Source organism: Curtobacterium sp. BNK-1 (assembly GCF_048685235.1).
GTDB classification, from domain to species: Bacteria; Pseudomonadota; Gammaproteobacteria; order Enterobacterales; family Enterobacteriaceae; genus Pantoea; species Pantoea agglomerans.
The window spans coordinates 3,036,652-3,051,101 of sequence record NZ_JBLQTJ010000001.1 but is presented as its reverse complement, the minus strand read 5'-3'; the positions used below and the strand labels follow the sequence as shown (position 1 = coordinate 3,051,101).

12 protein-coding genes are annotated in these 14,450 nt (G+C 56.8%); 9 read left to right on the top strand and 3 right to left on the bottom strand.

Translation table 11 applies throughout. The features are described 5' to 3' along the window. Window positions 1-161: 161 nt before the first annotated feature. The 8 genes from ACMGGP_RS14395 to ACMGGP_RS14360 all read left to right on the top strand — a co-directional run bounded on the left by ACMGGP_RS14395 (window position 162) and on the right by ACMGGP_RS14360 (window position 10,204). Window positions 162-740, top strand: a complete 579-nt coding sequence (locus tag ACMGGP_RS14395) for a YecA/YgfB family protein (RefSeq protein ID WP_022623836.1) — start codon at window positions 162-164, stop codon at window positions 738-740. A 46-nt stretch (window positions 741-786) separates the two neighbouring features. Beyond that, window positions 787-2,109 (top strand): Xaa-Pro aminopeptidase, encoded by a 1,323-nt coding sequence (pepP, locus tag ACMGGP_RS14390; protein WP_080694246.1) that lies wholly within the window; start codon window positions 787-789, stop codon window positions 2,107-2,109. After that, the gene (gene ubiH / locus ACMGGP_RS14385) at window positions 2,106-3,284 is read left to right on the top strand and encodes a 2-octaprenyl-6-methoxyphenyl hydroxylase (RefSeq protein ID WP_498798583.1); all 1,179 of its coding nucleotides are present in this window, start codon (window positions 2,106-2,108) and stop codon (window positions 3,282-3,284) included. Before pepP ends, ubiH begins: the two co-directional genes overlap by 4 nt. 13 nt (window positions 3,285-3,297) lie before the next feature. Beyond that, complete coding sequence (gene ubiI / locus ACMGGP_RS14380) at window positions 3,298-4,500, top strand: FAD-dependent 2-octaprenylphenol hydroxylase (RefSeq protein ID WP_010671056.1); 1,203 nt, start codon at window positions 3,298-3,300, stop codon at window positions 4,498-4,500. Window positions 4,501-4,932: 432 nt separating this feature from the next. Further along, the gene (gene gcvT, locus ACMGGP_RS14375) at window positions 4,933-6,030 is read left to right on the top strand and encodes a glycine cleavage system aminomethyltransferase GcvT (protein WP_498798582.1); all 1,098 of its coding nucleotides are present in this window, start codon (window positions 4,933-4,935) and stop codon (window positions 6,028-6,030) included. Between the two features lie 23 nt (window positions 6,031-6,053). Beyond that, window positions 6,054-6,440: a glycine cleavage system protein GcvH gene (gene gcvH / locus ACMGGP_RS14370; RefSeq protein WP_061703079.1), complete on the top strand. Its 387-nt coding sequence runs from the start codon at window positions 6,054-6,056 to the stop codon at window positions 6,438-6,440. 80 nt (window positions 6,441-6,520) lie between these two features. After that, the gene (gene gcvP, locus ACMGGP_RS14365; RefSeq protein WP_158149016.1) at window positions 6,521-9,394 is read left to right on the top strand and encodes an aminomethyl-transferring glycine dehydrogenase; all 2,874 of its coding nucleotides are present in this window, start codon (window positions 6,521-6,523) and stop codon (window positions 9,392-9,394) included. A 66-nt stretch (window positions 9,395-9,460) separates the two neighbouring features. Continuing rightward, window positions 9,461-10,204, top strand: a complete 744-nt coding sequence (locus ACMGGP_RS14360) for an SDR family oxidoreductase (protein ID WP_256844501.1) — start codon at window positions 9,461-9,463, stop codon at window positions 10,202-10,204. A 30-nt stretch (window positions 10,205-10,234) separates the two neighbouring features. Here the strand turns inward: ACMGGP_RS14360 and ACMGGP_RS14355 are convergent, their stop codons facing one another. Further along, window positions 10,235-11,674 (bottom strand): 6-phospho-beta-glucosidase, encoded by a 1,440-nt coding sequence (locus tag ACMGGP_RS14355; protein WP_029519408.1) that lies wholly within the window; start codon window positions 11,672-11,674, stop codon window positions 10,235-10,237. Between the two features lie 115 nt (window positions 11,675-11,789). Next, window positions 11,790-12,509, bottom strand: a complete 720-nt coding sequence (locus ACMGGP_RS14350) for a MurR/RpiR family transcriptional regulator (RefSeq protein ID WP_010248792.1) — start codon at window positions 12,507-12,509, stop codon at window positions 11,790-11,792. Between the two features lie 169 nt (window positions 12,510-12,678). Here ACMGGP_RS14350 and trhA point away from each other — a divergent pair, with 169 nt between their 5' ends. Next, window positions 12,679-13,344, top strand: a complete 666-nt coding sequence (gene trhA, locus ACMGGP_RS14345) for a PAQR family membrane homeostasis protein TrhA (RefSeq protein WP_132499420.1) — start codon at window positions 12,679-12,681, stop codon at window positions 13,342-13,344. Between the two features lie 61 nt (window positions 13,345-13,405). Here trhA and ygfZ read toward each other — a convergent pair whose 3' ends face one another. Further along, a complete protein-coding gene (gene ygfZ / locus ACMGGP_RS14340; RefSeq protein ID WP_010248786.1) occupies window positions 13,406-14,392 on the bottom strand; it encodes a tRNA-modifying protein YgfZ in 987 nt (328 codons plus the stop codon). Window positions 14,393-14,450: the final 58 nt, after the last annotated feature.

The following is a 14,450-nucleotide window of genomic DNA, read 5'->3' as shown; positions in this document are numbered from 1 at the left end:
CTGACTGATTACTTCGCTCGCAACTCCCTTAGCAGTCAATGGCTTGGGAGGCGGGCAACTATATAGACCCACGAAATAAGATACAACCCCTTTTCTGGAAACCTTGAGGCAGCTAGTGGTAGCATAACACGAACTTATTCTGCCAACGACGATGAAAACTTATGTCCTTACAGAACGCAACCCCCGATTACAACGCGCTCGCGGCGGTGCTCTCACAGCAGGGCGTTGGAATGACGCCCGCGGAAATGCATGGCCTGCTGAGCGGCATCCTCTGCGGTGGTAACCAGGACACCAGCTGGAAGACGCTGGTACACGATCTGGCTAACGAAGGCATGGCGTTTTCACACACTCTTGCCGTGCCGCTGGCGGAACTACACGAGCATACGGCGACCACGCTGGAAGATGAAGGCTTCCTGTTTCAGCTGCTGCTGCCTGCTGACGACGACATCACTGTATTTGATCGTGCCGACGCGCTGGCGGGCTGGGTTAACCATTTTCTGCTCGGCCTGGGCGTAACACAGCCTAAACTGGATAAAGTCACCGGCGAAACCGGCGAAGCAATCGATGATCTGCGCACCATCGCACAGCTCGGTTACGAAGAAGATGAAGACCAGGAGGAGCTGGAGCAGTCGCTGGAGGAGGTGATTGAGTATGTACGTGTCGCCGCGCTGCTGTGCCACGATACGTTCACCCGCCCGCAGCCAACCGCGCCAGAAGTGCAAAAACCGACGCTACACTAATTTCAGGTCAACGAGTTTAACCGGTCAGTTTACAGGGAGTGCAGAGATGATTTCACTGGAACGATTCCTGCAGCGTCGTCAGGCGCTGCTGGCGAAGATGGTGCCTGGCAGCGCAGCGTTAATCTTTGCTGCGCCAGAAGTGATGCGCAGTAATGACACCGAATATCCGTTCCGCCAGAGCAGCGACTTCTGGTATTTCACCGGTTTTAACGAGCCGCAGGCGTTGCTGGTGCTGATCAAAAGCGATGAGAATCATAACCACAGCGTGTTGTTTAACCGCGTGCGCGATCCTGCGGCGGAAACCTGGTCTGGCCGTCGCCTGGGTCAGGAGGCCGCACCCGACAAACTGGGCGTCGATCGCGCTTTACCCTGGAATGATATTGGTGACCAGCTGCACCTGCTGCTGAATGGCCTGGATGTGGTTTACCATGCGCAGGGCGAATATGCCCACGCGGACACACTGGTGTTCAGCGCGCTGGATAAGCTGCGTCGCGGCTTCCGCCAGCATCTCAGTGCGCCCGATACCCTCACTGACTGGCGTCCCTGGGTGCATGAGATGCGCCTGTTTAAAGATGCGGATGAGATTGAACTGTTACGTCGCGCCGGGAAAATCAGTGCACTGGCGCATACCCGCGCCATGCAAGCCTGTCGGCCAGGCCTGTTCGAGTATCAGCTCGAAGGGGAAATTCAGCACGAATTTAACCGTCACGGCGCGCGTTTTCCCTCCTATAACACCATTGTGGGTGCCGGAGTTAACGGCTGCATTCTGCACTACACCGAAAACGAAAGCGAAATGCGCGACGGCGATCTGGTGCTGATCGATGCAGGCTGTGAGTTCCACGGCTATGCAGGCGATATCACCCGCACCTTCCCGGTTAACGGCAAATTCAGCCCGGCGCAGCGCGCGATTTATGACATCGTGCTGGCTTGCCTCAACCGCTCGCTTGAACTGTTCCGGCCAGGCATCAGCATTCGTGAAGTGAATGATGAAGTGGTGCGCATCATGGTCACCGGGCTGGTGGAGCTGGGCATCCTGGAGGGCGACGTCGATACATTGATCGCCGAGGAAGTCCATCGTCAGTTCTATATGCATGGCCTGGGCCACTGGCTGGGGCTGGATGTGCATGATGTCGGCCACTACGGCACCCCGAGCCGCGACCGCGTACTGGAGCCTGGCATGGTGTTAACCGTCGAGCCGGGTCTTTATATCGCACCGGATGCCGACGTGCCCGCGCAGTATCGCGGCATTGGTATCCGAATCGAAGATGACATTGTGATCACTGAAGATGGCATTGAAAATCTCACCGACAGCGTCGTGAAAGAGGCGGATGAGATTGAAGCATTGATGGCGGCGGCAAAACAGGCATGACGATTCTGATTGCCGGTGGCGGCATGACCGGGGCGACGCTGGCGCTGGCGATCTCCCATCTGACCCAGGGCACACTGCCGGTAACGCTGATAGAGAGCAGCGAGCCTGGCAGCCGGGCGCATCCCGGTTTCGATGGCCGCGCTATTGCGCTCTCTGCCGGTACCTGCCAGCAGCTTGCGGACATCAATCTGTGGCAGCACATCGCCCGTTGTGCCACGCCGATTACCGACATTCATGTCTCCGATCGCGGTCACGCCGGTTTTGTGTCGCTGGCGGCGGCTGACTACGCTATTCCGGCGCTGGGACAGGTTGTCGAGCTGTTTGACGTCGGTCAGCGTCTGTTTGCGGAACTGAAAAAAGCACCCGGCGTAACGCTGCGCTGTCCGGCTCGTGTCATCCAGGCTAACCGCCATGAGCAGCAGGTTGAGGTGACGCTGGACAGTGGCGAACCACTCAGCGGCAAACTGCTGGTGGCGGCGGATGGCACGCGCTCTGCACTGGCGGCTTCGTGCGGCATTCAGTGGCAAAGAGACGACTATGAACAGCTTGCCGTGATTGCCAATGTCTCCACCGCGCTGCCTCATCAGGGCATGGCATTTGAACGTTTTACCGAACATGGCCCACTGGCGCTGTTGCCGATGTCCGGCAATCGCCTGTCGCTGGTCTGGTGTCATCCGGTTTCGCAGCGTGAACGCATTGAGCAGTGGAGCGATGCCGAATTCCTCCGCCAGCTGCAGCGTGCCTTTGGCTGGCGGCTGGGTAAATTTACCCACACCGGCCAGCGTGAGTATTACCCGCTGGCGCTGCACCGGGCGATGTCGCCAGTGACGCATCGCGTGGCGGTGGTGGGCAATGCGGCGCAGACGCTGCATCCGATTGCCGGGCAGGGCTTCAACCTGGGCCTGCGAGATGTGATGTCGCTGGCTGAAACGCTGGCAGCCGCCCATCGGCAGCAGCAGGACCCCGGCAGCTATGCGGTGCTGCATCATTACCAGCAGCGTCGTCAGCCCGACCGCGCCGCCACCATCGGTATCACCGACGGACTGGTTCGCGTCTTTGCGAATCGCTATGGCCCGCTGGTGGCAGGACGTAACCTGGGCCTGCTGGCGATGGATCATCTGCCGTGGTTAAGAAATCAACTGGCTGAGCGCACGCTTGGCTGGGTTAAGCGTTAATAAAGAGGCTCAGATGCAAACTTTTGATGTGGTGATTGCCGGTGGCGGTATGGTGGGACTGGCGGTGGCCTGCGGCTTGCAGGGCAGCGGACTGCGCATCGCCGTACTGGAAAAATCACCGGAGCCACCGCTGGCGCTGAGTGCGTCACCGTCAGTTCGCGTGTCGGCAATCAATGCCGCCAGCGAACGGCTGCTGCAGAAGCTGGATGTCTGGTCGACCATTCTCTCGCTGCGCGCCAGCGCTTATCACGGTATGGAAGTGTGGGATAAGGACAGTTTCGGCTCCATCGCCTTTGATGATGAGCAGCAGGGCCTGTCGCATCTGGGACATATCATCGAAAACCCGGTGATCCACAATGCGCTCTGGCAACGTGCCAGCGCCTGCAGCGACGTGACGATAATGGCACCTTCGCAGTTACAGCAGGTCGCGTTTGGTGACAACGAAGCCTTTGTTACCCTGCAGGATGGCAGCATGTTAAGTGCGCGATTAATGATTGCCGCTGACGGCGCTAACTCCTGGCTGCGCAACAAAGCCGATATTCCGCTGACCTTCTGGGATTACGATCACCATGCGTTAGTGGCTAATGTCCGCACTGAGAAGCCGCACGACGCAGTAGCGCGCCAGGTGTTCCACGGCGACGGCATTCTGGCTTTCCTGCCGATGCAGGATCCGCATCTCAGTTCCATCGTCTGGTCGCTCTCGCCGCAGGAAGCGAGCCGTCTGGAAACCATGCCGGAAGCGCTGTTCAATCAGCAGCTCTCGGTGGCGTTTGATATGCGGCTCGGCCTGTGCCAGCTGGAAAGCGAGCGCAAATCGTTTCCGCTGGTGGCGCGCTATGCCCGCAACTTCGCGGCACACCGTCTGGCGCTGGTGGGCGATGCGGCTCACACCATTCATCCGCTGGCGGGTCAGGGCGTTAACCTTGGGTTTATGGATGCCGCCGAGCTGATCGGTGAGATTCGCCGCCTGCATCAGCAGGGCAAAGATATTGGTCAGCACCTCTATCTGCGACGCTATGAGCGCAGCCGTAAGCACAGCGCCGCAATGATGCTGGCGGGAATGCAGGGCTTCCGTGAAATGTTCGCAGGCAATAACCCGGCGAAAAAATTGCTGCGCGACGTGGGTCTGAAACTGGCTGACCGTCTGCCGGGTGTCAAACCCATGATGCTGAAGCAGGCGATGGGCCTGAATGATCTGCCCGCCTGGCTACGCTAAATCCGCCCTTCTGATAAGCCAGCTTCTGCTGGCTTTTTTTATGCCTGACACCGCTCTGCACCACAAAAAGGCAACGCTGCACCAGCACAGGTCTTCGTTTGATTTATTCTAATTTTGCGGGCTAATTTGCATTACTTTTTCTCATTCTTCTGTCCGCTGGGCGCGGGATTTTTTTAACATCCTGAACGCCATCCCGCATAAATTTGCTGCGTATATTTAAAATCCCTGCATTTATTGCGCGATTAATCACAAAATTGCAGTTTTATATCCTGTTGGCAGCCGTTCCTGGTTAGGCTGTGCCTCTGCTTTCGACCCCGGTTTGCTTATGGTTAATCGTCAGATTCGGTGGTAACGTCAGCCATAAGAGAACGTTTGCGTCGGCACTGAATTCCGGCGCACTTTTGCACTTACTCGCTTCTGCACAGGATGGTTATGACTCAGCAAACACCTCTGTTTGAACAGCATCAGGCCTGCGGTGCCCGCATGGTGGATTTTCATGGCTGGATGATGCCGCTGCACTATGGCTCCCAGATGGATGAACATCATGTGGTGCGCACCGACGCCGGTATGTTTGATGTCTCTCACATGACCATCGTCGACCTGACAGGCCCGCGTACCCGTGAATTCCTGCGCTACCTGCTGGCAAATGATGTGGCAAAACTGACCCAGCCAGGCAAAGCGCTCTACACCGGGATGCTGAATGCCTCGGGTGGCGTCATTGACGATTTGATTGTTTACTTTATGAGCGAAGAGTTCTTCCGGCTGGTGGTGAACTCTGCCACCCGTGAAAACGATCTCGCCTGGATCACGCAACACGCGCAGGGCTATGGCATTACGCTGACGGAGCGCGACGACCTGGCGCTGATTGCCGTGCAGGGTCCGCAGGTGCAGCAGAAGGCTCAGACGCTGTTCAGCGAGGAGCAGCGTCAGGCTGTTGCCGGCATGAAGCCATTTTTCGGCGTGCAGTCAGGCGACCTGTTTATCGCCACCACCGGCTATACCGGCGAAGCGGGATATGAGATTGCTATGCCCGCAGAGGAGGCGGCCGATTTCTGGCAGCGTCTGCTGGCCGCTGGCGTAAAACCTGCCGGACTGGGCGCACGTGACACTCTGCGTCTGGAAGCGGGTATGAATCTGTATGGTCAGGAGATGGATGAAGGCGTTTCACCGCTGGCTGCCAACATGGGCTGGACGGTCTGCTGGGAACCTGCTGACCGCGATTTCATCGGCCGGGAAGCGCTGGAACTGCAGCGTGAACGCGGTACCGAAAAGCTGGTAGGACTCATCCTCACAGAAAAAGGGGTGCTGCGTAACGGCTTGCCGGTGCGTTTCACCGATGACCAGGGGCAGCCGCAGGAGGGGATCATCACCAGTGGCTCTTTCTCTCCGACGCTGGGTTGCAGCATCGCCCTGGCGCGCGTACCGGCCTCAGTCGGCAGCACCGCCATCGTTGAGATCCGTAACCGCCAGATGCCGGTCCAGGTTACCCGTCCCGTTTTTGTCCGCGCCGGTAAACCGGTCGCTCAGTAAATTTTATTCAGGAGAAATGGCCAATGAGCAATGTGCCGAATACGTTGAAGTACCGCGACAGCCACGAGTGGGTGCGCAAAGAAGAAGATGGCAGCTACACCGTGGGTATCACTGAACACGCGCAGGAGTTACTGGGCGACATGGTGTTTGTCGATCTGCCGGAAGTGGGCGCGACGTTTGCCGCCGGTGAAGAGTGCGCGGTCGCGGAATCCGTTAAAGCGGCTTCAGATATCTATGCGCCGATCAGCGGTGAGATTGTGGCGGTCAACGAAGCACTGACTGACTCACCGGAGCAGGTCAACAGCGAGCCTTATGAAGGCGGCTGGTTATTCAAAATCAAAGCCAGCAACGCGTCTGAAATCGACACGCTGCTGGATGCGGATGCTTACAAAGCCTCCATCGACGAGTAGTCGTCAGGCGGCCTCACAAAGAGGCCGCAGATTTATGTTTGCTCTCCGGTTCCCCCAGCCCGATTCAGGATTTACTGCTAATGACTCAGACTCTCAGCCAGCTTGAACACAACGGTGCATTCATTGAGCGCCATATCGGTCCTTCACCTGAGCAGCAGGCGCAGATGCTTGACGCTATTGGTGCCCGTTCGCTGGAAGCGTTAATCAGCACGATTGTGCCGGCAGACATTCAGCTGCCTGGCCCGCCAGCGGTTGGCGAAGCCGCCACTGAACAGCAGGCTCTGGCCGAACTGAAAGCGATTGCCAGCCAGAATCTGCGTTACAAATCCTGGATCGGTATGGGATACAGCGCGGTGATCACCCCGCCGGTCATCCTGCGTAATATGCTGGAGAATCCGGGCTGGTACACCGCCTATACCCCGTATCAGCCTGAGGTCTCCCAGGGCCGTCTGGAAGCGCTGTTGAACTTCCAGCAGCTGACGCTGGATCTTACCGGCATGGATATCGCGTCCGCCTCACTGCTGGACGAAGCAACTGCTGCCGCTGAAGCGATGGCGATGGCAAAACGCGTCAGTAAACTCAAAAATGCCAATAAATTCTTCATTGCCGATGATATCCATCCGCAGACGCTGGATGTGGTCCGCACCCGTGCGGAGACGTTCGGTTTCGAACTGATTATTGATAGCGCGGACAAAGCACCCGATCATGACGACCTGTTTGGTGTGCTGCTGCAACAGGTGGGCACCACCGGCGAAGCGCACGATTACAGCGCGCTGATTGCCGGACTGAAAGCCCGCAAAGTGGTGGTCAGCGTGGCGGCGGACTTTATGTCGCTGGTGTTACTGGAAGCGCCAGGCAAACAGGGTGCAGACATTGTCTTTGGTTCAGCTCAGCGCTTCGGCGTGCCAATGGGCTACGGCGGCCCTCACGCGGCATTCTTCGCCAGCCGCGACGAGCATAAACGCTCTATGCCAGGCCGTATCATTGGTGTTTCACGTGATGCGGCGGGCAACACAGCGCTGCGTATGGCGATGCAGACCCGTGAACAACATATCCGGCGTGAAAAGGCCAACTCCAACATCTGTACGTCGCAGGTGCTGCTGGCAAACATCGCCGGTCTCTATGCGGTATTCCACGGCCCGGCGGGCCTGAAGCGCATTGCCTCACGCATTCATCGCTTCACCAACATTCTGGCGGCGGGACTGCAACAGGGCGGCCTGAAGCTGCGCCATCAGCACTGGTTCGATACGCTGACGGTGGAAGTGGCGGATAAAGCCGCCGTGCTGAACCGCGCCCTGAGCTTTGGCGTTAACCTGCGTAGCGACATCCATAATGCCGTGGGTATCACGCTGGATGAAACCACCTGCCGCGAAGATATTCTGGCGTTGTTCGCCATTCTGCTGGGTGATGAACACGGCCAGGACCTGGAAAAGCTCGACAGCGAAGTGGCCAGCGAAAGCCATGCAATTCCTGCTGGCCTGCAACGCCACAGCGAGATCCTGACCCATCCGGTGTTCAACCGTCATCACAGCGAAACCGAGATGATGCGCTACATGCACAGCCTGGAGAAAAAGGATCTGGCGCTGAATCAGGCGATGATCCCGCTGGGCTCCTGCACCATGAAGCTCAATGCCGCGGCAGAAATGATCCCGATCACCTGGCCGGAATTTGCGGAGCTGCATCCATTCTGCCCGGCTGAACAGGCTTCCGGCTATCTGCAGATGATTGGCCAGCTTTCGCAGTGGCTGGTGCAGCTCACCGGCTATGATGCACTCTGTATGCAGCCAAACTCCGGCGCGCAGGGTGAATATGCCGGACTGCTGGCGATCCGCCGCTATCACGAAAGCCGTGGCGAGGGCGATCGTCATCTCTGCCTGATCCCGAGCTCGGCGCACGGTACTAACCCGGCCTCAGCCCAGATGGCGGGCATGGACGTGGTAGTAGTGGCCTGCGATAAACAGGGCAACATCGACCTTGGCGATCTGCGCGAGAAAGCGGCTCAGGCGGGCGACAGGCTCTCCTGCATCATGGTGACTTACCCGTCAACTCATGGCGTTTATGAAGAGACCATCCGCGAAGTGTGCCAGATCGTGCATCAGTATGGCGGTCAGGTCTATCTGGATGGCGCGAACATGAATGCGCAGGTCGGCATCACCACGCCTGGCTATATCGGCGCGGATGTCTCGCACCTGAATCTGCATAAAACCTTCTGCATTCCGCACGGCGGCGGCGGTCCGGGTATGGGACCGATTGGCGTCAAAGCGCACCTGGCCCCGTTTGTGCCGGGACACAGCGTGGTGCAGATTGACGGTGTGCTGACGCAGCAGGGCGCCGTATCCGCAGCGCCGTTTGGCAGTGCATCCATTCTGCCAATCAGCTGGATGTACATTCGCATGATGGGCGCGGAAGGGCTGAAACAGGCCAGCTCGGTCGCGATTCTGAATGCCAACTACATTGCCCGCCGGCTGCAGTCTGCCTATCCGGTGCTCTACACCGGCCGTGACGGTCGTGTGGCGCACGAATGTATTCTCGACATCCGTCCGCTGAAAGAGCAGACCGGCATCAGTGAGCTGGATATTGCTAAGCGCCTGATCGATTACGGATTCCACGCACCAACGATGTCCTTCCCGGTGGCGGGCACCCTGATGGTGGAGCCGACCGAATCGGAGAGCAAAATCGAACTGGATCGCTTTATCGACGCGATGCTGGCGATCCGCATGGAGATTGATCGGGTGACGTCAGGTGAATGGCCGCTGGATGACAATCCACTGGTTAATGCGCCGCATACTCAGCTGGAAATCGTCAGTGAGTGGTCACATCCTTATAGCCGCGAACTTGCAGTCTTCCCGGCGGGCAGCCACAACAAATACTGGCCGACGGTAAAACGTCTGGATGATGTGTTTGGCGACCGTAATCTCTTCTGCTCCTGCGTGCCGATGAGCGACTATCAGTAATTTTCCCGCAGGCAAACGTTAATCATAAAGGGCCGATTCGTCGGCCCTTTGTACTGGAGAATCAGCATGAAACTGGCACTGGTTACGGGTGGCAGCCGCGGTATCGGGCGGGCCACAGCGCTGTTACTGGCCGCCCGGGGTTATCGGGTTGCGGTGAACTACCGTCAGCGCGAAGCGGAAGCTCAACAGGTGGTGGCGCAGATCCGGCAGCAGGGCGGTGAAGCCTTTGCTGTTCAGGCGGATATCAGTGATGAAGCCCAGGTGATGGCGATGTTTGCGCAGCTCGATCAGCAGTCCGAACCGCTGACGTTGCTGGTGAACAACGCCGGGATTTTGTTTCAGCAGTGTCGCACCGAGCAGCTGGATGCGGCACGCCTGCACAAGGTCTTTGCCACCAACGTGATTGGGTCTTTTCTCTGCTGTCGTGAGGCGGTTAAGCGGATGGGCACACATCACGGCGGTCAGGGCGGCTCCATCGTCAACGTCTCATCAGCAGCGTCGCGTACCGGTGCGCCTGGCGAATATGTCGATTACGCCGCTTCAAAAGGGGCGATGGACACGCTGACCAGAGGATTGTCGCTGGAAGTGGCGCAGCAGGGGATTCGGGTCAACGGCGTGCGTCCGGGATTTATCTATACAGAGATGCATGCCGATGGCGGAGAGCCAGGCAGAGTAGACAGGCTTGCCAGCGTGATCCCGATGGGACGCGGCGGTGAAGCAGAAGAGGTGGCGGAAGCGATCGTCTGGCTGGCCAGCGACGCGGCCTCTTATGTCACCGGCAGCATCATTGACGCTGCCGGTGGGCGTTAACTCACTTCACCACTGATGCGGCGTGATGACTTAAAGGTTTTCGCCGTTACTGGCGATAACCTGCTGATACCAGCTGAAACTCTTCTTCTTCCCACGAGAAAAATCGCCGCTGCCATCATCGTTTTTATTCACATGAATAAAACCGTAACGTTTATCGTACTGGCCGGTGGTAAACGAGACGCAATCGAGGCAGCCCCACGGCGTATAGCCCATTAATTCAACACCATCGTACGCCACAGCTTTCTTCATCTCTTCGATATGCGCACGCAGATAGTCGATGCGGTAATCATCTTCAATCACGCCATTGGCGTTTGGCTTATCGATAGCACCAAAGCCGTTTTCAACAATAAACAGCGGCTTCTGGTAACGCTCATACAGCTCGTTCATCGCATAGCGCAGGCCAACCGGATCGATCTGCCAGCCCCAGTCTGACGCTTTCACATGCGGGTTTTTCACCACACCTTCAAAGCCGGTGATCGGATCGTCAACGCCGCTGGCATCGGTCTTCACTGCGTTGCTCATGTAGTAGCTGAAACCCACATAGTCTGCACAGCCCTGGCGCAGCGTCTCGGCATCATCCGCTTCCATCTGAATGTCGTAACCCTTGCGCGCCCACTCTTTCAGGGTGTAGGCCGGATAGTAGCCGCGCATCTGCACGTCACTGAACACATAGCGCTGATGCATCGATTCCTGCGCCAGCACCACATCGTCCGGGTGGCAGGAGAAGGGATAGACCGGCACCATGGCGATCATGCAGCCAATCTGAAAGTCAGGATTGATGTCGTGGCCGAGTTTCACCACTTTTGCACTGGCAACAAACTGGTGGTGCATCACCTGATACATCGCCTGTTCAGGTTTCTCATGTTCGGTAAAGATCACGCCTGAACAGCAGTAACCAAACAGCGGATACTGCCAGTTACGCTGGTTGTTGATCTCATTGAAGGTCATCCAGTATTTCACTTTGCTTTTATAACGGTTCAGCACCACTTCGCTGAAGCGCACAAAGAAGTCGACCACTTTGCGGTTGTGCCAGCCGCCATACTCTTTGACCAGGTGATAAGGCATTTCGAAGTGCGAAAGGGTGATGACCGGTTCAATGCCATACTTCAGCAGTTCATCAAACAGGTCGTCATAGAATTGCAGGCCCGCTTCGTTGGGCTGTTGCTCGTCACCGTTAGGGAAGATACGGGTCCAGGCAATCGAGGTTCGGAAACATTTGAAGCCCATCTCGGCAAACAGCGCGACATCCTGTTTGTAGTGGGAGTAAAACTCCACACCCTTGTGGTTCGGGTAGAAATGACCCGGCTGCACGCCGTCGGTGATCACCCGGTCAACGCCGTGTGAACCGCCAGTCATCACGTCAGCAATGCTGACGCCTTTGCCGCCCTGATCCCAGCCGCCTTCAACCTGATGCGCTGCCACCGCTCCGCCCCAAAGAAAGCCTTTTGGTAACTGCAATTCTGCACTCATGCTTCACCCCATTACGGATATTGAAATTGAGCTGAGTGTAGCAAGGCAATAATGAAAGTCACGATATAACAGCGCGGCAATAATTACGTTTGTTACATCCAAAAAACAGGCTGTTTTATTTCCCCAGCTGGCGGCCGATTGCTTCAATAATATAGGTCACTGGCACCTGAGTCGTAATGTCGGAATTGTCCGCCATACGGATGATGGGCACATGGTAGCAGAGGTTGAAATCACCGATCTTCGCCAGCGAGCAGCTTTCCGTGTTGGTTATCGCAATGATTTTGCACTTATTCAGGCTGAACTGGCTGGCAATGCGCAGGATCTCTTCCGTTTCGCCGGAGACCGATAAAATAATGGCAATGGCGTTTTCATAGAGATCGGGACTGACCGGATAATAGGGATCGTCAATCGCGTGGCTGAATTTACCGAGGTTAGAGAAAAAGCGTGCGCCATATTTTGCCAGGCTGCCGGAGGTGCCGACGCCAATAAAGAAGACCCGCTCAGCCTGATTAATCTTCTGCGCGGCCTCAGCGATGAGCTGTTCAAACTCCGGATTATTGATGCTCTTAAAAAAGCTCAGCATTTCACTGACGCCCGCCGTGTTGAGCATTGGCGCACTCTGCTGTTCGTTTAAACGCAGGCGGATGCGGAATTCCGACCAGCCTTCACAGCCCATCTTGCGACAGAAACGCAGCACGGTGGTGGTGGAGACACCAGCCTGCTCAGCCAGCTCGCGGATCGTCATGTAGCTGACGCCTTCGCGGTGCTTAATGATGAACTGATAGACCTGCATTTCCAGATCGTTAAGGCGGGCGAGATCGCTATGCGAAAACATGAATGACTCATTGAACAGTTGACTGGCGGCCAGTTTACCAGATTCATCACCCGGTTTAAGGGATAGTGAATTTCACCAGGATAATTTTAGCGTACAAGTGTACACTGAAAAAATTGTTGGCTACGCTGGATAACGATATCACTGCTATGGAGCTGATCAGGAATCTGTTATGACTCCCACACTCTCTCACAAACATCAACACGCTGCGGGCTATTCGTTTGTCGAGGAAATTGCCAACAGTATCAGTCACGGTCTTGGCTGCCTGTTCGGCATCGTCGGACTGATACTGATGCTCAATCAGGCAACGGAGAGGCAGGCCGACACCATCACTTTTATCAGTTACAGCCTCTATGGTGGCAGCATGATCCTGCTGTTTCTGGCCTCGACGCTCTATCACGCTATTCCGGCTGGCCCGGCCAGACCCTGGCTGAAAAAGTTCGATCATTGCGCCATCTATCTGCTGATTGCCGGCACCTATACGCCGTTTCTGCTGGTCGCGCTGAGGACGCCGCTGGCGTATGGACTGATGGCGGTGATCTGGGGGCTGGCGCTGGCCGGTATCCTGTTCAAGCTCACGATTGCGCATCGCTTTAAAGCGCTGTCGCTGGTGACTTATCTCTGTATGGGGTGGCTGTCGCTGATTGTGGTTTATCAGCTGGCGATGATCCTGCCGCCGGGCTGCATCTGGCTGCTTGCCGCAGGCGGGATTATCTATTCGCTGGGGGTGATTTTCTATGTGGCGCGCCGTATTCCGTTTAACCACGCCATCTGGCATCTGTTCGTGCTGGGTGGGAGTCTCTGCCACTTCTGCGCTATCTACTTTTATGTGCGCTAAATTGAGCCTGCTCTGAATTGTGGCACTGGCCCTTCCCTTAGCGGAAGGGCCATACGCTCAATCAGCTTTCATCCAGCGAGTAGGGCAGTGGCTGAATGGTCAGATGTCCGCCTTCATCGCCTTCCACCCGCAGCACGCTGTCCGGCTCCAGATCGTTATTCATCACGACCTGAATCCAGCTAATCCCGTCATCTAACTGCACCGCAGCCAGCACGCTGCCGGTTCGACGCCAGCGTTCACCCATCTGCAACTCCAGCGGGGCATTGGCTTCGGGCAGATGACTTGCCTGACCCGCCAGCCAGTAGAGCGCGCGTTTATTGGCGCCGCGATATTTCGCCCGTGCCACCATCTCCTGACCGGCATAACACCCTTTTTTAAAACTGATAGCATCCAGCGCCTGCAGGTTGGTGGCCTGCGGAATAAACTGCACGCTGGTGGCGGGATCAATCACCGGAATGCCCGCTTCAATATCCAGCGCCAGCCACTGCTGACTGTCATTAAACTGTGCATCGTCATTGAGCTTCTGCTTCAGCGCTTCTGCCTGGGCCAGCGAAGTGACAATCAGAAAACGTTCGGCCGGATGGGCAAACCACAGCAGCGTGGTTTCTCCCTGCTGCACCACCGGTTTTTCGCTGTCGGGCAGGCTATCAAACAGATTTGCCAGCGCGGCGCGCGCCTGAAAACCGGCCACGCCCAGCAATACTGACTCATCATCAGCCACCATCGACACTTTCGAAAACACGGCGTATTTCTTTAACTCGGGCAACTGGGTGTCGCGCAGCTCACGACGGATCAGATAAGCATAGCCTTCACCGCGATGGAACAGGCGCATATTGCTCCACATTTTGCCTTTAGCATCGCAGTGTGCGGCGAGCGAATGGTGGTCGGCATCCAGCGCGGCGACATCCAGCGTTAACTGACCCTGCAGGTAAGAGGTGCTGTCGGCACCAGTAATGGAAACCAGCGCCCAGCTATCCAGTGACATCAGGGTTAACGGCAGACGAGACGACGCGGCAGGCTGGCGCGGCGGTAAAGTAAATGTGGGCATGGAGATATCCTGTATAAGAAGGTTCATCCGGAATAATATCTTCAATGTTAAAAGAGCC